Origin of the sequence: Kitasatospora sp. NPDC059146, assembly GCF_042786665.1 — a bacterium.
Classification (GTDB): domain Bacteria; phylum Actinomycetota; class Actinomycetes; order Streptomycetales; family Streptomycetaceae; genus Kitasatospora.
In genome coordinates, this window is the sequence record NZ_JBHZCY010000022.1 from 1 (window position 1) to 16,833 (window position 16,833).

Annotated in this window: 15 protein-coding genes and 2 pseudogenes; 12 read left to right on the forward strand and 5 right to left on the reverse strand. The window is 74.1% G+C overall.

What is annotated here, in order from left to right; translation table 11 throughout:
• Positions 1–280: ATP-binding protein (locus tag ACFXPX_RS12605; protein WP_380640956.1), on the reverse strand; the 280-nt coding region annotated here is incomplete at its 3' end.
• Positions 281–509: 229 nt separating this feature from the next.
• Between ACFXPX_RS12605 and ACFXPX_RS12610 the strand changes: the two genes are divergently transcribed.
• The 12 genes and pseudogenes from ACFXPX_RS12610 to ACFXPX_RS12665 all read left to right on the forward strand — a co-directional run bounded on the left by ACFXPX_RS12610 (position 510) and on the right by ACFXPX_RS12665 (position 12,999).
• Positions 510–1,328: a hypothetical protein gene (locus tag ACFXPX_RS12610; RefSeq protein WP_380528380.1), complete on the forward strand. Its 819-nt coding sequence runs from the start codon at positions 510–512 to the stop codon at positions 1,326–1,328.
• A 181-nt stretch (positions 1,329–1,509) separates the two neighbouring features.
• The gene (locus tag ACFXPX_RS12615) at positions 1,510–2,265 is read left to right on the forward strand and encodes a YcnI family protein (protein WP_375895249.1); all 756 of its coding nucleotides are present in this window, start codon (positions 1,510–1,512) and stop codon (positions 2,263–2,265) included.
• Between the two features lie 73 nt (positions 2,266–2,338).
• Positions 2,339–3,007 carry an SCO family protein gene (locus ACFXPX_RS12620; RefSeq protein WP_380640958.1) on the forward strand — a complete coding sequence of 223 codons (669 nt, stop codon included), beginning with the start codon at positions 2,339–2,341 and terminating at the stop codon, positions 3,005–3,007.
• Positions 3,007–3,504 (forward strand): copper chaperone PCu(A)C, encoded by a 498-nt coding sequence (locus tag ACFXPX_RS12625; protein WP_375895254.1) that lies wholly within the window; start codon positions 3,007–3,009, stop codon positions 3,502–3,504. Before ACFXPX_RS12620 ends, ACFXPX_RS12625 begins: the two co-directional genes overlap by 1 nt.
• A 13-nt stretch (positions 3,505–3,517) precedes the next feature.
• Entirely contained in the window at positions 3,518–5,584 is a 2,067-nt protein-coding gene (locus tag ACFXPX_RS12630) for a FixH family protein (RefSeq protein WP_380640963.1), read from the forward strand.
• Positions 5,581–6,861: an iron uptake transporter deferrochelatase/peroxidase subunit gene (efeB, locus tag ACFXPX_RS12635; protein WP_380640965.1), complete on the forward strand. Its 1,281-nt coding sequence runs from the start codon at positions 5,581–5,583 to the stop codon at positions 6,859–6,861. Before ACFXPX_RS12630 ends, efeB begins: the two co-directional genes overlap by 4 nt.
• A gap of 139 nt (positions 6,862–7,000) precedes the next feature.
• Positions 7,001–7,936 carry a prephenate dehydratase gene (gene pheA, locus ACFXPX_RS12640; protein WP_375895263.1) on the forward strand — a complete coding sequence of 312 codons (936 nt, stop codon included), beginning with the start codon at positions 7,001–7,003 and terminating at the stop codon, positions 7,934–7,936.
• A gap of 550 nt (positions 7,937–8,486) precedes the next feature.
• Positions 8,487–8,860 (forward strand): annotated as a pseudogene (locus ACFXPX_RS12645) (serine--tRNA ligase); the annotation flags it as partial.
• Between the two features lie 99 nt (positions 8,861–8,959).
• Positions 8,960–9,907 (forward strand): annotated as a pseudogene (gene serS, locus ACFXPX_RS12650) (serine--tRNA ligase); the annotation flags it as partial.
• Positions 9,904–10,737 carry an HAD family hydrolase gene (locus tag ACFXPX_RS12655; protein WP_375895269.1) on the forward strand — a complete coding sequence of 278 codons (834 nt, stop codon included), beginning with the start codon at positions 9,904–9,906 and terminating at the stop codon, positions 10,735–10,737. The pseudogene serS and the gene ACFXPX_RS12655, both read left to right, overlap by 4 nt.
• Positions 10,738–10,848: 111 nt before the next feature.
• On the forward strand, positions 10,849–11,580 hold the full coding sequence (locus ACFXPX_RS12660; protein WP_375895271.1) for a FadR/GntR family transcriptional regulator: 732 nt from the start codon (positions 10,849–10,851) through the stop codon (positions 11,578–11,580).
• Positions 11,581–11,733: 153 nt separating this feature from the next.
• On the forward strand, positions 11,734–12,999 hold the full coding sequence (locus tag ACFXPX_RS12665) for a CynX/NimT family MFS transporter (protein ID WP_380528393.1): 1,266 nt from the start codon (positions 11,734–11,736) through the stop codon (positions 12,997–12,999).
• Positions 13,000–13,067: 68 nt separating this feature from the next.
• Here the strand turns inward: ACFXPX_RS12665 and ACFXPX_RS12670 are convergent, their stop codons facing one another.
• The 4 genes from ACFXPX_RS12670 to ACFXPX_RS12685 are packed head-to-tail and all read right to left on the reverse strand — an operon-like array spanning position 13,068 to position 16,696.
• Positions 13,068–13,784: an ABC transporter permease gene (locus tag ACFXPX_RS12670; RefSeq protein ID WP_375895275.1), complete on the reverse strand. Its 717-nt coding sequence runs from the start codon at positions 13,782–13,784 to the stop codon at positions 13,068–13,070.
• Between the two features lie 52 nt (positions 13,785–13,836).
• Entirely contained in the window at positions 13,837–14,754 is a 918-nt protein-coding gene (locus tag ACFXPX_RS12675; RefSeq protein WP_375895278.1) for an ABC transporter ATP-binding protein, read from the reverse strand.
• A 9-nt stretch (positions 14,755–14,763) separates the two neighbouring features.
• Positions 14,764–15,663 carry an ABC transporter permease gene (locus tag ACFXPX_RS12680; RefSeq protein WP_375895281.1) on the reverse strand — a complete coding sequence of 300 codons (900 nt, stop codon included), beginning with the start codon at positions 15,661–15,663 and terminating at the stop codon, positions 14,764–14,766.
• Complete coding sequence (locus ACFXPX_RS12685; RefSeq protein WP_375895284.1) at positions 15,647–16,696, reverse strand: ABC transporter ATP-binding protein; 1,050 nt, start codon at positions 16,694–16,696, stop codon at positions 15,647–15,649. Before ACFXPX_RS12685 ends, ACFXPX_RS12680 begins: the two co-directional genes overlap by 17 nt.
• Between the last annotated feature and the right edge of the window lie 137 nt (positions 16,697–16,833).

Consider the following 16,833-nt stretch of genomic DNA (forward strand, 5'->3'; position numbering starts at 1 on the left):
GTGACGGTGACGGCGGTGCCGCTGCGGCGCACCTGGTGCGGCGAGCCGACGGAGTACGAGGCGAGCGCGAGCCCGGCGCTGGGGCCTGGAAGCCGTCGTCGGGCCGGCCGGTGGCGCCGTGTTCGACGGCGTTGGCGCAGGCCTCGGTGAGGGCGACGCCGAGGTCGTCGGCGATCTGGGGGTCGACGCCCGCGGTCGCCATGGCACCGAGCAGGATGCGCCGGGCCAGCGGAACGCTGGCCGGGTCGCGCTTGAGGTGCAGAGTCCACCAGATGTCCACGGGAGGTCCCTCCTGGCTGCGGCTCCACATACAACTAGGTATCTCCGGGCGATTCGGCGGTGAACCGTGCCCGGGGGCGGCTACCGCCCGTTCGGCGGATGGACTGGGGACGGGGTCTGTGCCGAAGGGCGCATGCGGTGGGGTGCACGCCGCGGCCGAACGGGGCATTCGTAGGGATTTCCCACCCTGCCCGTGTCGGCGGTGTACGCGATGAGATGATGGCCCGGCCATGACTGCCCTCCCCGCCGCCCCGTTCCAGGGCACCCCTGTCTTCGAGCGAGCGCAGCCGGCTCGGCCGGTGGGGGCCGCCTGGGACCTGCGGCTTGCCCGGGCGGTCCCGTTCGCGCTGGTGTGCACGCTGATAGCGGCCGCCGGGCACGCGCTGGCGGGTGGCGGGAACGTGCCGCCGGTCGCGCTGGCGACGGGCTTCGCCGCGGTGCTGGTGCTCGCGGTGGCGTGCGGCGGGCGGGAGCGTTCGCTGGTGGCCATCTCCGGTGCGCTGGGCGCGGGTCAGCTGGGGCTGCACTGCCTCTTCCACGGCCTGGGCGGCCACGGGATGCACGACGGCGTGCCGATGAGCGTGCCGCAGGCGGCCGGGCGGCTGATCTGCAACGAGGCCCGGCCGGGCACCCTGGTGGGCCTGCCCGCCGGCACCTCGCCGGAGCAGCTGGTCTCCTCGGCGGGTCTGGACCCGCACGCGTACGCCGCCGTGCCCTGGTGGCAGCAGGGCGGAGTGCTGGGGATGACGCCGTCGATGCTGGCCGGGCACCTGGCCGCCGCGCTGGTGGCGGGCTGGTGGCTGCGGCGCGGCGAGGCGGCGCTGTGGCGGCTGCTGCGGGTGGCGGCGTCGGCGGCCCGGGAGCACTGGGCGGAGCCGCTGCGCTCGGCGCTGGTGCTGGTGGCCGCGTTGCTGGGCGGTCTGTTCGGCGTGGCCGGTCCGGTCCGCCGGTTCGGTGCGGGGGGCGGCGGGAGCCGGCTGCCCGCGGGCGCGGTGCTGCGGCACAGCGTGGTGCGGCGCGGGCCGCCGTGCGGGGCCTTCGCGTACTGATCCGGCGTTGGCGCGCACCCCGAGGAGGGGTGTCGGCCGACCGGGTGCGGTGCGCGGTGTCCGGGCCGTTCCGTCCGTCCACGGCGACGGCGGCCCCTGGTCCTGCCCCCCACGTCCGCGCGTGCAGCCCGCCGCCGAGAGCGGCGGTCACGTGCCGAGCTCCGATCGGAGACCCCCCATCATGCGTTCCCTTCCCACCCGCCGTCTCGCCGCCGTCGCCCTGACCGCCGCCGCCTCGGTGGTGGCGCTGGCCGGCCCCGCCTTCGCGCACGTCACCGTGAACCCGGGTTCGGCCGCGCAGGGCGGCTACACGGCCGTCGACTTCCGGGTGCCGAACGAGAGCGACACGGCGAGCACGGTGAAGCTGGAGGTCAACCTGCCGCTGGACCACCCGCTGGCCTCGGTCCGGACCCTGCCGCTGCCGGGCTGGACGGCCGCCGTCGAGAAGGCCAAGCTCGACAAGCCGATCAAGGTGCACGGCAGCGACGTCAACGAGGCCGTCTCCAAGATCACCTGGACCGCCGACCCGGGCACCAAGATCGCCCCCGGCCAGTTCCAGGAGTTCCGGGTCTCGCTCGGCCCGCTGCCGACCGACGCCGACAGCATGGTCTTCAAGGCCCTGCAGACCTACGACAACGGCGACGTGGTCCGCTGGATCGACGAGGCCGCGGCCGGCCAGCCCGAGCCGGCCCACCCGGCCCCGGCCCTCAAGCTCACCAAGGCCGCCGGTGACGACCACCACGGCGCCTCCGCCACCGCCTCCCCGGCCGCCGGCGCCCACGGCGACAGCTCCGACCACGCCGCCTCCGCCGGCGACGCCAAGTCCAGCGACGGCACCGCCCGTACCCTCGGCGTGGTCGGCATCGTCGTCGGCGTGATCGGCACCGCCGTCGGCGTGCTCGGCCTGCGCCGCAGGAACAGCGGCTCCGCCTCCTGACCCCTCGCCGGCGGGGCCGTACCCCTCCCGGTACGGCCCCGCCGGCGGTCCACCGCGTCCGATCGGAACCACCATGCCCCGCACCGCCCGCTCCACCCGACTGGCCGGCGCCGCCGCCCTCGCCTTGGCCGCCGCGCTGACCCTGTCCGCCTGCGGCTCCTCCGGCGGCGGTTCGACCGCCGCCAAGGTGACCCAGCAGAAGGAGGACACCCCGTACCAGGGCACCAAGCTGGCCAGGAACTTCGAGAAGCCGGACCTCCAGCTGACCGACACCTCCGGCCAGCCGTACGACCTGCGGCAGCAGACCAACGGCAGGGCCACCCTGCTGTTCTTCGGCTACACCAGCTGCCCGGACGTCTGCCCGACCACCATGGGCGACATCGGGGTCGCGATGAAGGCCCTCCCGGCGGAGGACCGGAAGAAGGTCAACGTCGTCTTCGTCTCCACCGACCCCCAGCGCGACACCCCCAAGGTGCTGCGCACCTGGCTGGACTCGATGGGCACCGACTTCATAGGCCTCACCGGCGACCTGGCGAAGGTGAAGACCGCGGCCAAGTCGCTCGGCATCATGATCGAGGACCCGGTGGTCAACGCGGACGGCACCGTCACCTCCACCCACGGCGCGCAGGTGCTGGCCTTCCTCCCCTCGGACGACAAGGCGCACGTGCTCTACATGAGCGGCACCGAGGAGAAGACCTACGAGCACGACCTGCCGCTGCTCGCCAAGGGGGTCGCGGCGTGATGGCGGCGAACCGACGGTTCCGCCGCTCGGCCCTGGCCGGGGCGGTGCTGGCGACGGTCCTCGGCGGCGGCGCGATACTCGCCGCCTGCGGGACGGGCGGCCCGGACGGCGGCCCGTCGGACGCCGGTCCGGCGAAGCTGAGCGTGGCCGACTCCTACATCCCGCTGCCCCCGGCGGGCGGGATGGGCGCCGGCTACCTGACCGTCCGCAACGACGGCGGGCCGGACCAGCTGCTCAAGGTCACCAGCCCCGCCGCCGGGTCGGTCACCATGCACCGCTCGACCGCCTCGACCATGGAGCAGGTCAACAGCCTGGACGTGCCCGCGCACGGCGCGCTGCAGCTCGCCCGCGGCGGCACCCACCTGATGATCATGGACTGGCAGAAGGCCCCCGCCCTGGGTGACGAGCTGGAGCTCGACCTGACCTTCGCCAAGTCCGGCACCATCTCCGTCAAGGTGCCGGTCAAGGAGCTCACCTACCGCCCCGGCCAGAGTTAGGGGACCCGCCAGCATGGAGAAGGCCGCCCACCCCCGCAGCGCGTCACGGCCGCCGGCCGCGCGCCGCCGGAGCGTCCCGCTGCGCATCGCCGCGGCGCTGGGAACGCTCGGCACGCTGCTCGCGCTGATGCTCGCCGGCGCCGCCCCGGCGTCCGCGCACGCCACCCTGGACTCCACCGACCCGTCGCAGAACTCGGTGGTCGCCACCGCCCCGCCGGCGGTGACCCTGACCTTCAGCGAGGCGGTGTCGCTGTCGAGCGACTCCGTCCGGGTGCTCGACCCGGCCGGCAAGGCCGTGGACACCGGCAACCCGGCGCACGCCGACGGCAAGGGCAACACCGCCCGGGTCGGCCTCAGCAGCGGCCTCGCCAACGGCACGTACACCGTCGCCTGGCGGGCCGTCTCGGAGGACTCCCACCCGGTCGGCGGGGCGTTCACCTTCTCCATCGGCGCACCCTCGGACACCTCGGTGTCCACCACCGCGCTGCAGGGCGCCAAGGCCGACGGCTTGGTCGCCGCCCTGTACGGCACGGGCCGCACCGTCGCGTACGCCGCCTTCGCGCTGCTCGCCGGGGTCGCCGCCTTCGTCCTGGTCTGCTGGCCGGCCGGCGCCGCCCGGCGCCCGGTGCAGCGGCTGCTGATGACCGGCTGGACGGCGCTGCTGGCCTCGACCGTCGCGGTGCTGATGCTGCGCGGCCCGTACGAGCGCGGCTCCGGCGTCGGCCAGGCCCTCGACCTGTCGCTGGTGCGCGCCACCCTGGACGAGCGGATCGGCACCGCACTGGCGGCCCGGCTGCTGCTGCTCGCCGCGGCCGGGATCTTCCTGTCGCTGCTGGTCGGGCAGTTGGGGCAGCCGCCCAAGCCGGTCGCGACCGCGGGCTCGGGCTCGGGCTCGGGCTCAGGCACGGACGCGGACGCGGAACCGCACGACGACGACACCGAGGCCGCCGAGCTGCACGAGCTGGAGCAGCGGGCCGCCGCACGGCCGCAGCGCGAGGCCCGGATCGGCCTGGGCGTGGCCGGACTGGTGCTCGCGGTGGCGCTCTCCGCGACCTGGGTCGGCGCCGACCACGCCTCGGTGGGCATCCAGGTCTGGCTGGCCCTGCCGTTCGGCATCCTGCACCTGATCGCGATGGCGCTCTGGCTGGGCGGGCTGGCCTCGCTGCTGGTCGCGCTGCGCGAGGGCGTCGGCGCCGAGGTGGTGGACCGCTTCTCCCGGATCGCCTTCGGCTCGGTGGCCGTGCTGGCCGTCACCGGGGTCTACCAGTCCTGGCGGGGCCTGGGCAGTTGGAGCGCCCTGACCGGCACCGAGTACGGGAAGCTGCTGCTGGTGAAGACCGGCTGCGTGGTCGTGATGCTGGGCGTCGCCTGGATCTCCCGCAGCTGGCTGGCCCGGCTGCGCTCGGCCCCGGCCGAGGCGGCGGAGGTCGAACGGGCCGAGGTGCCCGAGCCGGTCGGCGCCGTCGCGCACGGCGAGGACCCGGTCCGGCGGGCCCAGTTGGAACGGCAGCGGGCCGCCGCGCGCACCGCCGGCCGCGAGCGCGGGCTGACCCCGACCAGGGCCGGGCTGCGCCGCTCGGTGCTGGTGGAGGCGCTGGTCGCGGTGGCGGTGCTGGTGGTCACCACGATGCTCACCAACTCCCCGCCCGGGCGGGTCGCGGGCGAGGTCAAGGCGGCCGGCAACGCCGCCCCGGCGGCGGCCGGATCGGCGCCCGCCCCGCAGACCGAGCCCGGCCGCACGGTGGAGCTCAAGCTGCCGTACGACACCAAGGGCCGGACGCCGAACGCCAAGGGCACCGCGACCGTCACCCTCAACCCGGCCCGGACCGGCCCGAACGAGGTCAAGCTCGCGCTGGACGGCGCGGACGGCAAGCCGGTGGACGTCCCCGAGGTGCAGCTGGCCTTCACCCTGCCGGACCGCGACCTCGGCCCGCTGCCGGTCGCGCTCACCGCGGAGGGCACCGGGCGCTGGAGCGGCACCACCCAGCTCCCGCTGGCCGGCACCTGGGTGGTCTCGGTGCAGATCCGCTCCTCGGACATCGACCAGACCACCCCCACCCAGCAGTTCAAGATCGGATGAGCGCGGTGGAGCACGACGAGACGACGAGCCCGGCGGGCTTCACCCGCCGCGCCCTGCTCGGCACGGCCGGCGCCGGACTGCTGGTCGGCACCGGGGCGGGCGCGGCCGGGGCGGTCGCCTACGACGACCGGCCGGGCGCCGGGGCGGGGGCGTCCGGCGGCGCGGCCGGCGCGCTCGGCGCGGGCCGGGTGCCGTTCCGCGCCGAGCACCAGGCCGGCATCCTCGAACCCGCCCAGGCCCGCGTCCAGTTGGCCGCCTTCGACCTGGTCGACGGGGCCGGCCGGGACGGGCTGCGCGCCCTGCTGCGGCGCTGGACCGGGGCGGTCGAGCGGCTGACCGCCGGGGAGCCGGCCGCGGAGTTCGACAACCAGGTCGCCCTGGACGCCGGGCCCTGCTCGCTCACCGTCACGCTCGGCTTCGGCGCCGCGCTGTTCGACAAGGCCGGGCTGGCCGACCGCCGCCCGGCCGCCCTCGAACCGCTGCCCGCCTTCACCGGCGACGCGCTGGACCCGGCGCGCGGCGACGGCGACCTGTTCGTCCAGATCGGCGCCGACGACGCGCTGGTGACGCTGCACGCCCTGCGGACCCTGCAGAAGCTGGCGGCCGGCACGGCGGCCCCGCGCTGGCAGTCGGCCGGCTTCGCCCGCACCCCCGGCGCCGCCGCCCGCCCGGTGACCGGGCGCAACCTGATGGGCCAGATCGACGGCACCAACAACCCCAGGCCCGGCGAGGACGGCTTCGCCGCCAAGGTGTTCTGCGCCCCGGGCGGGGACCAGCCGGCCTGGCTGGCCGGGGGCTCGTACCTGGTGTTCCGGCGGATCCGGATGCTGCTGGACCACTGGGAGGAGCTGCCGGTGGACCGCCAGGAACGGGTGATCGGCCGGCGCAAGTCGGACGGTTCGCCGCTGAGCGCGCCGGCCGGCTCGGGCGAGGGCACCCCGGTGGACCTCGCCGCCCAGGGCCCGGACGGCGCTCTCGCCGTCCCCGCCGACGCCCACGTCCGGGTCGCCGCCCCGGCGGGCAACGGCGGGGCGGCGATGCTGCGGCGCGGCTTCTCGTACCACGACGGGGCGCTGCCGGACGGCTCGCCGGACGCCGGCCTGCTCTTCCTCGCCTTCCAGGCCGACCCGCGCAGGGGCTTCACCCCGGTGCAGCGCAAGCTCTCCCGGGGCGACGGGCTGTCCCGCTTCCTCCGGCACGAGGCGAGCGGGCTGTACGCCGTCCCCCCGGGGGTGCCGGCCGGGGGCTACCTGGGGCAGCAACTCCTGGACGGGTAGCGCCCGCGCGCGAGGAGCGGTCCCGGCCACCGGAACGCGGTCATGCCGGGGCCGCGGACTCGTTATGGTGACTGCTTCGGCACCACCCCGCTCGGGCAGCACCCGGCTCGGGCACCACCCCCCTGGCAACGGAGGCGTCATGTCGGCCACCCGCTACACCTACCTCGGCCCGGCCGGCACCTTCACCGAGGCGGCGCTGCACACCCTGCCCGAGGCGGCGACCCGGGAGCTGGTGCCGCTGTCCTCGGTGGCGCTGGCGCTGGAGGCGGTGCGCGCCGGGGAGGCCGCCGGGGCGTTCGTGCCGATCGAGAACTCGGTGGAGGGCGCGGTCACCGCGACCAACGACGAACTGGCCGCCGGCGCACCGCTGATGATCTACCGCGAGGTGCTGCTGCCGATCACCTTCGCGCTGCTGGTGCGGCCGGGCACCGAGCTGTCCGGGGTCAAGACGGTGACCAGCCACCCGGTGGCCCAGCCGCAGGTGCGCAAGTGGCTGGCGGCCAATCTGCCGGACGCGGTCTGGGAGTCGGCCGCCTCCAACGCGGACGGCGCCCGGCTGGTCGCCGAGGGCCGGTACGACGGGGCGTTCGCGGGCGAGTTCGCGGCGCCGATCTACGGGCTGGACCCGCTGGTCAAGGAGATCGCGGACGCCCAGAGCGCGACCACCCGGTTCGTGCTGGTCGGCCGTCCGGGGCGGGTCTCCTCGCCGACCGGGGCGGACAAGACCTCGATGGTGGTCTGGCTGCCGGACGACCACCCGGGTGCGCTGCTGGAGCTGCTGCAGGAGTTCGCGGTGCGCGGGGTGAACCTGATGCGGATCGAGTCCCGGCCGACCGGCGAGGGGCTGGGCAGCTACTGCTTCCTGATCGACTGCGAGGGGCACCTGTCGGAGCGGCGGGTGGCCGAGGCGATGATGGGGCTCAAGCGGATCAGCCCGCAGGTCCGGTTCCTCGGCTCCTATCCGCGCGCGGACCGGCAGGTGTCCAAGCACCGGCGGCCGGGCACGTCGGACGAGGATTTCACCGCGGCGGCGGACTGGCTCTCCCGGGCACTCGACGGGCGCGGGGACATCTGATTCCCCGAGGTGGGCCGGCTCCGGACAGCCGAGCGTCATCTCGTGTCTTTCCGACCTTTTCCGACCGTTATCGACCGGCCCGACCGAACGCGGCGGGTGACCGTACCGTCATCCACAGGAACGCCGCGCTCCGGGGGCCACTGTCCACAGGCGTCCCCGCTGTCCACAGCCGGAAGTTATCCACAGGCCTGGGGATGAGTCGACAAACCGGTATAGCCATTGCCCAGAACTGGTCGGACCATCGGTTTGCGTCGCAGAGATGACTTATCGGACCAGAGTCACCCGCTTGCCTGCAAATCACCCGTGCGAGTGCTTCAATTCCCTCACCCGAGAAGGTTCATTGAGGTTTGAAACCTCAATTCCCTGGTTTCGATCAGCGGATCCCGATCCCCGCCCCCCATCCACAGGCCCGGGGCCGGGCCTGTGGATAACCCGCCCCCGGCCTGGGGGCGGACGGTTCTCCACCGGAGTTATCCACAGGAACCGGTGGGTTATCCCCAGGGGAAAACCGGTACCGGTGGAGGAACGGCCGCCCGGTACGCTTGGGCCTGTGATTGACCTTCGCCTGCTTCGTGAGGACCCTGACCGAGTGCGCGCCTCGCAGCGCGTCCGTGGCGAGGACGTCGACATCGTCGACGCCCTCCTCTCCGCCGACGAACGGCGCCGGTCCTCGGGCAGCCGCTTCGACGAACTGCGCAACGAGCAGCGGGTGCTCGGCAAGCAGGTCGCCCAGGCCAAGGGCGACGAGAAGACCGCCCTGCTGCAGCGCACCAAGGAACTGGCCACCGAGGTCAAGGCCGCGGACGCCGAGCAGAGCGCGGCCAAGGAGGAGGCGGACCGCCTGCTCCGCTCCCTGGCGAACCTCATCGACCCGGCCGCCCCGGTCGGCGGCGAGGAGGACTTCGTCACCCTGGAGGTCGGCGCCGCACATCATCGAGGGCCACCTCTGCTTCGCGTCCGGCGTGCTCGGGTTCGTCCAACCGGGCTTGCCGGCCGCTGACGGCGAAGTCCATGAGCCCGGCCGCCCCGGTCGGCGGCGAGGAGGACTTCGTCACCCTGGAGGAGATCGGCACCCCGCGCGACTTCGCCGCCGAGGGCTTCGAGCCCCGCGACCACGTCGAGCTGGGCCAGCTGCTGGGCGCGATCGACACCGAGCGCGGCGCCAAGGTCGCCGGTGCCCGCTCCTACTACCTGACCGGTCCCGGTGCGCTGCTGGAGCTCGCCCTGGTCAACATGGCGATCGCCCAGGCCACCGCGGCCGGCTTCATCCCGATGATCACCCCGGCCCTGGTCCGCCCGGCCGCCATGGACGGCACCGGCTTCCTCGGCCAGGCCGCCGAGAACGTGTACCACCTCCCCGAGGAGGACAAGTACCTGGTCGGCACCAGCGAGGTCCCGCTGGCGGCGTACCACATGGACGAGATCATCGAGGCCGACAAGCTGCCGCTGCGCTACGCCGGCTACTCGTCCTGCTTCCGCCGCGAGGCCGGCACCTACGGCAAGGACACCCGCGGCATCATCCGGGTCCACCAGTTCGAGAAGGTGGAGATGTTCGTCTTCACCACGCCCGAGGACGCGGAGAACGAGCACCGCCGCCTGCTCCAGTGGGAGAAGGACTTCCTCAACGCGCTGGAGCTGCCGTACCGGGTGATCGACGTCGCCTCCGGCGACCTCGGCTCCTCGGCCGTGCGCAAGTTCGACATCGAGGCCTGGATCCCGACCCAGGGCAAGTACCGCGAGGTCACCTCGACCTCCAACACCACCGAGTACCAGGCCCGCCGGCTGTCGATCCGGATGCGCGAGGACGGCAAGACCCGCCCGCTCGCCACCCTGAACGGCACCCTGGTCGCCGTGCCGCGCACCATCGTGGCGATCCTGGAGAACCACCAGCAGGCCGACGGCTCGGTCGTCGTGCCCGAGGCGCTGCGTCCGTACCTCGGCGGGCGGACCGTCCTCGAGCCGGTCAAGTGACCTCCTCCACCCACCTGATCGGTGGCGACCTGCCCTACCGGCTGGTCGCCACCGACCTCGACGGCACCCTGCTCACCAGCGCGGAAACCGTCTCCGAGCGCACCCGCGCCGCGCTGGCCGCGGCCACCGGCGCGGGCGCGCTGCACATCGTGGTGACCGGCCGCTCGGCCGTCTGGGCCCGTCCGGTCTTCGACGAGATCGGCTACACCGGGATAGCGGTCTGCGGCCAGGGCGCCCAGGTCTACGACGCCGGCGCCCACAAGCTGCTCACCTCGCTCACCCTGGACCGCCGGCTCGCCGCGGTCGCGATCGAGAAGATCGAGGCCGAGACCGGCCCGCTGGCCGTCGCCGCCAACCAGGACGGCCTGGACGGCCAGGTGCTGGCCGGCCCCGGCTACGAGCTGCTGATCGGCTCCGACCTCCCGGTCGTCCGGGCCGAGCGCGGCGAACTCTTCGCCTCCCCGCTCAGCAAGCTCTACATCCAGCACCCCGGGCTGACCGACGACGGCCTCGCCGAGGCCGCCCGGCGCGCCGCCGGCGACCTGGTCGGCGTGGTGATGGCCGGCCCCGGCGTGGTCGAACTGCTGCCGCTGGGCCTGTCCAAGGCCACCGGCCTGGCCGTCGCCGCCCGCCGCCTGGGCGTGCGCGCCGCCGACACCATCGCCTTCGGCGACATGCCCAACGACGTGCCGATGTTCGGCTGGGCGGCGCACGGCGTGGCCATGGCCAACGCCCACGAGGAACTGCTCGCCGTCGCCGACGAGGTCACCGCGGGCAACGACGAGGACGGCGTCGCGGTCGTCCTGGAGCGCCTCTACCCGACGCGCTGAGCGCCCCCCGGGACACGTTCACGGACGGTTCACCCCCAGTTGTAGGATGACCGGGCACGTGGTTGTAGGATGACCGACGACCGATGAGCGGTGTGCGAAGGGAGGCCCGGCATGAGCGGCGACGGCAACGGCCTGCAGGCGGCCGGGCGGCGTTCCCTGGTGGACACCGCGATCGACCGGCTGCGCGAGCAGCTGGCCGGCGGAGCCTGGCCGGTGGGGTCGCAGATCCCCACCGAGCACGAGCTGGCCGAGCAGCTGCAGGTCGGCCGCAACACCGTGCGGGAGGCCCTCCGGGTGCTGGTGCACGCCGGGATGCTGGTCTCCCGGCAGGGCGAGGGCACCTTCGTACGGTCCACCAGCGACCCGGCGGCGGTGCTCCGCGGCGTCCAGCGCTCGGGCATCCGGGACGTCCTGGAGGTCCGCGCCGCGCTGGAGACCGAGGCCGCCCGACTGGCCGCGCTGCGGCACACCCCCGAGGACGTCCGGCGGATGCGGGCCGCGCTGGCCCGTGAGGCCGAGGTCTTCGCCCAGCACTCCGAGCGGGCCGGCCGCCAGGCCACCGTCGAGCACGACCTGGAGTTCCACACCGCCATCGTCGAGGCCGCGCACAACCCGGCGCTGGCCGAGGTGTACCGCTACTTCGGCGCCTCCGTGCGCGAGGCGATGACCTCAGCCTTCGGCGACCACGAGATGCCCGAGGCGGTCGTGGCCACCCACGAGGCGCTGGTGGACGCCATCGAGAGCGGCGACCCGGACCGCGCCGAGGCGGCGTGTCGGGCGCTGCTCGCCGAGCCCACCGCGGCCGTCGAGCAGCTCCTCGCGGCCATCGCGGCCCGGAAGTAGGACGGCGCAAGCCCCGCTTCCGCACGCAGCCCCGCTGCCTGCTCCCTCCCGTCCTGCCCTCCCGTCCTGCCCTCCCGTCCTGCCCGCGGCCGGTGGAGGCCTCCTCCCGCCGTGCCCGCGCCACCCCCGAGCCCCGGAAAGAACAGCACACCCATGGCCGTCACCCGCGCCCCGCAGCCGGTTGTCACCACTGCCGCCCCGCTCCCCGTCCGCAGCCGGCTGGCCCACCCCGCGCTGCTGCTGACCGGCATCCTGCTGGTCGCGCTGAACATGCGCGCCTGTCTGGCCGCGATCTCCCCGATGGTCGGCGAGATCCAGCGCACCTTCGGGCTGTCCGCCACCGCGGGCGGGCTGATCACCACCATCCCGGTGCTGTTCCAGGGCGTCGGCGCCCCGCTCACCCCCCGGCTGACCCGCCGGTTCGGCACCGAGCGGGTGGTGCTCGGCGCGGTGCTGGTGCTCGGCGCCGGCGTGCTGCTGCGGGTGCTGCCCTCGGTGTTCGCGCTGTACGCGGGCTGCGTGGTGATCGGCGTGGCCATCGCGGTGCTGAACGTGTCGATGCCGGGCCTGGTCAAGCGGGAGTTCCCGGACCGCGCGGCCACCATGACCGGCGTCTACTCGACCACCATGCTGGTCGGCGCCACCCTCGCGGCCGGCACCTCCGTCCCGCTGGAGCACGCGCTCGGCGGCGGCTGGCGGGCCTCGCTCGGCGCCTGGTCGCTGCTCGCGCTGATCGCCGCGGTGGCCTGGCTGCCGCAGGTGCTGCGCTCCCGGCAGGCGAAGGCCGGGGCGGCCGCCCCCGCCCGGGACGACCGGCCCGGAGGGGCCGCCAGGGCCGGCAAGCCGATCGAGGGCATCTGGAAGTCCCCGCTGGCCTGGCAGATCAGCCTGTTCATGGGCATCTCCTCGCTGCTGGTCTACACCCTGGTCGCGTGGATGCCGACCATCCTGGCCGACCACGGCATGGACCGCGGCCGGGCCAGCCTGGTCTTCGCCTACTCCAACCTGGTGCAGGTGGCCGGCGCCTTCCTGGTGCCGCTGATGGCCGGCCGGATGACGAGCCAGCGCGCCCTCGCCGTCACCATGGCCGTCCTGAACGGGCTCGGCATCGCCCTGCTGCTGGTCGCACCGGTCTCCGGCGCCTGGGTGTCGGCGACCATCCTCGGCCTGGCCCAGGGCGGCTCGCTCGGCCTCGGCCTGGCCTTCATCGTGCTGCGCACCGGCACCGCGGCCGGCGCCGCCCAGCTGGGCGGCATGTCCCAGGCGATCGGCTACCTGGTCGCGGCGGCCGGCCCGGTCGGCGCCGGGGCGCTGCACCAGCTCACCGGCGGCTGGGACGCCACCCTGGTGCTGATGCTGGTGCTGGTCCTGGTGGTCGGCGCGGCCGGTCTCGGCGCCGGACGGAACCGGACCCTGTAGGACGCCCCCGCAACGCCGACCGGGCCCGGACTCCGTGGGAGTCCGGGCCCGGTCGCGCGAGGCGCGGCCTACTCCTCGGCGGCCAGGGTCAGCCCGGCCAGCTTCACCGAGGCCAGCACGGTCGCCCCGACGGCGACCACCAGCAGCAGCGGGACGGCCGCCCCGAGCGACACGTCGGCGCCGATCGCGTTGTCCCCCGCGACCGCCTCGGCGACCGCCCGGCCCCACTGCTGGACGCTCAGCGTGCGGGCGCCCTCGACGAAGTTGCCGATCAGCGACTCCCAGATCAGCGCGTACGCCAGCCCGGCCACCACCGCGTGCCGGGTGACCACGCCGAGCAGCAGGAACAGCGCGCTGTACACGGCCCCGGCGACCAGCACCGCGACGGTGTAGCCGAGCGCCACGCCGTCCTTCGTCCCGTACAGCAGCAGCCCGGCGAGCAGCGTCGGGACGGCGGCGAACACCCAGGTGGTGCCGATCGCGACGGCCAGCTTGGTGGTGATGATCTGCCAGCGCGGCAGCGGCTTGGCCAGCAGGTAGACGATCGAGCCGTCGTCGATCTCGGTGGCGATCACCCCGGTGCCGATCACCAGGCCGAGGATCGGCAGCAGGGTGCCGAGGTCCAGCTGGCCGAGGATCTTGACGGTCAGGCTGTGCGCGTCGCCGCTCGACCCGGCGGCGATCGCCGCGACGATCAGCAGCAGGGCCGGGGCCACCAGCAGCAGCGCGCCGCGGCGGCGGCCGAGCAGGCCGCGCAGGGTCAGCCTGGCGACGGTCGGGTTCATGGTCGGTCGACCCCTTCCTGGGTCCGGTGGGTGGCGCGGGTGGGGCCGGGGGTCATGCCGAGACCAGGTAGGAGAAGACGCTCTCCAGCGACTCGTCCGCCGGGGACACGGTGTACAGCCGGATGCCGGCCTCCCGGGCGACCCTGGGCAGCAGGGTGGTGAAGCCCTGGAAGTTCACCGCCTCGATCCGCAGTGCCCGTTCCCGCTCGTCCACCTCGATGCCGGTGGTCGAGCCGTCGGCGATCAGTGCGGCGGCGAGCCGGCGGTCGTCGCTGGAGCGGACCAGGTAGCGGTGCGGCCGGTCGGTCATCAGCCGCCGGATCCGCCGGAAGTCGCCCGAGGCGGCGTGCCGTCCGGCCACCACCACCTCGATGTGCCGGGCCAGTTGCTCGACCTCCTCCAGGATGTGGGAGGAGAACAGCACCGTCCGGCCGTCCGCGCCGAAGCGGCGCAGCAGCTCCATCAGCTGGAGCCGCTGGCGCGGGTCCATGCCGTTGAAGGGCTCGTCCAGCAGCAGCACGGCCGGGTCGTGGACCAGCGCCGAGGCCATCTTGACCCGCTGCTTCATGCCCTTGGAGTACGTCCCGGTGCGGCGGTCCTTGGCGGGCGCCATCTCGACCAGGTCGAGGGCGCGCCGGGCGGCGGCGCCGGGCTGCGGCAGGCCGTGCAGTTCGGCGTTGGCGAGGACGAACTCCCAGCCGGTCAGGTAGTCGTACATCGACTCCCGCTCGGGCACCAGGCCGATCTGCCGGTACACCTGCTGGTTGCGCCAGATCTGCGCGCCGTCCAGGGTGACCGCGCCGCTGGAGGGGGCGAGGAAGCCGCTCATCATGTGGATGAGGGTGGACTTGCCCGCGCCGTTCGGCCCGAGCAGCCCGGTGATGCCGGGGCCGATCGACATGGAGATGTCGTTGACCGCGACCACGTTCCCGAACCAGCGGGAGACCTTGTCGATGGTGATGGTGGCCATGCCGCCCTCTCAGACCTTCTCGTAGCGGCGCAGCAGGAGGCGGTAGGAGCCCGCCACCATCGCCGCGGCGACGAGTGCGAACACCAGCGTGCCGAGCGCCCCCGGGGCGTGCCGGCGGTCGATCCCGGACCCGAGGTCGAAGACCTGGTTGACCAACGCCTCCACCAGGCCGTTCGGCGAGATCAGCGACGTCCACTGGGCCGCGTCCGAGCCGCCCGGGCCGGGGCTGCTGATGCCGACCACGACCGCGGCGAGGGTCGAACTCACCACCAGGTAGCCCATGATGGCGGCCACCCCGAAGCCCCGGCGCGGGGTGCTCGCGGCGATCACCAGGGCCACCGAGGTGGGCACCAGGGCGTAGAGCACGGCCGCCACCAGGCCGTAGAGGAACTGGCCGGTGTTGTGCCCGAAGTCCATCCCGGCGAGCAGCGCGCCCGCGTACAGCACCAGCAACGGGGCTGCCATCAGCAGGAACTGGGCGCAGGCCATGGCGCCGAACTTGGCCCGGACGTAGTCGGCGCGGGTGATCGGACGGGAGAAGTACAGCGGGACGGTGTGGTAGCGGAGGTCCCGGGAGAGCAGCACCGGCGCCTGGGCGGCGAGGAAGATCGACACCACCAGGCCGAGGCTGGAGAGGTAGCCGGCGTACTCGACCGGGAGTTCGTCCCGCTTGAGGTAGACCGCGCCCGCGACGAAGATCATCGCCGGGACGGTGACCACGCCCAGCAGCAGCATCGGCAGCACCTTGGACTTGCCGGAGCGGCCCAGGCCGTAGGCGGCGCGCAGGCTCTGGGTGAAGAGCGAGCGGGTGGCGTAGGCGCGGCCGAGGCGCGGACCGGTGTAGCCGCGGTAGCCGATGTCGTGGATGACACCGGTGTCGGCGGCCCTGGTGTCAGGAGGCTGCGGCATCGTCCGTCCCTCCCCTGCTGCTCCGGTCGTCGCCGTGGGGCGCGTCGTACGCCATGGCATCGGCTTCCTCGTGGTCGGTGAAGAGTTCCGCGACCCGGTGCCGGCGCTGCTCCAACCGGACCAGGCCGAGGCCGAGTTCGGCGACCGTGTCGCGGATGGTGTCGTAGGTGTCCTCGCCGTCCAGCCGGACCAGCAGCAGGTGCGAGCCCTCCGCCCGGACGTCCAGCCCGGTGGCGGCGAGGCGCTCCCGGACGGTGGCGCCGGGCTCGGCGGCGGTGTCCTGCGGGAAGTCGGTGACCTCCACCGCGAGGACGGCGGTCGCCTCGGTGAAGGAGGCCGTGGAGGAGGAGCGCAGCAGCTTGCCGCCGTCGATCACCACCAGGTGGTCGCAGGTCCGCTCCAGCTCGCCGAGCAGGTGGGTGGTGACCAGCACCGAGATGCCGAAGTCGGTGTGCACCCGGCGGATCAGGGCGAGCATCTCGTCCCGGCCGGCCGGGTCCAGGCCGTTGGTCGGCTCGTCCAGCAGCACCAGCTTCGGGTCGTGCACCAGCGCCTGGGCCAGCTTCACCCGCTGCTTCATGCCGGTCGAGTAGCCGCCCATCGGGCGGTACCGCTCCTCGTACAGGCCCACGTGCCGCAGCGTGTCCGCGGTGCGCTCCCGCGCGGCGGTAGCGGGCAGCCCCGCCATCCGCGCCATGTGCACCACGAACTCCGTCGCCGAGACGTCCGGTGGCAGGCAGTCGTGTTCGGGCATGTAGCCGACCTGTTCGCGGATCTCCGAGCCCCGGGTGGCGATGTCCAGGCCGAGCACCTCGCCGCGGCCGGACGTCGCCGGGGCGAGCCCGAGCAGGATCTTGATCAGGGTGGACTTGCCCGCCCCGTTGGCCCCGACCAGCCCGACGACCCCGGGCTGGACCTCGACGGTCAGCTGGTCGAGCGCGGTGACCCGGGGGAAGCTCTTGGTGAGGCCCTCGGTCTTGATGACAGCAGTGGACACGCCCTCAACGTAACGGTCCCGCGCCGCAGGGGCCATGAGCTGGAATGACGAGGCTTCCCGGGGGCGTCTGCTGCTGCGGTATGACGTGGGGACCGATCTCCCCTAAGGGTCGCGGAGCGGGGGTGTGCCCGGGGCGCCGGGGCGCCCACCGTTGAGGCGGGCGGCCCGGCGCC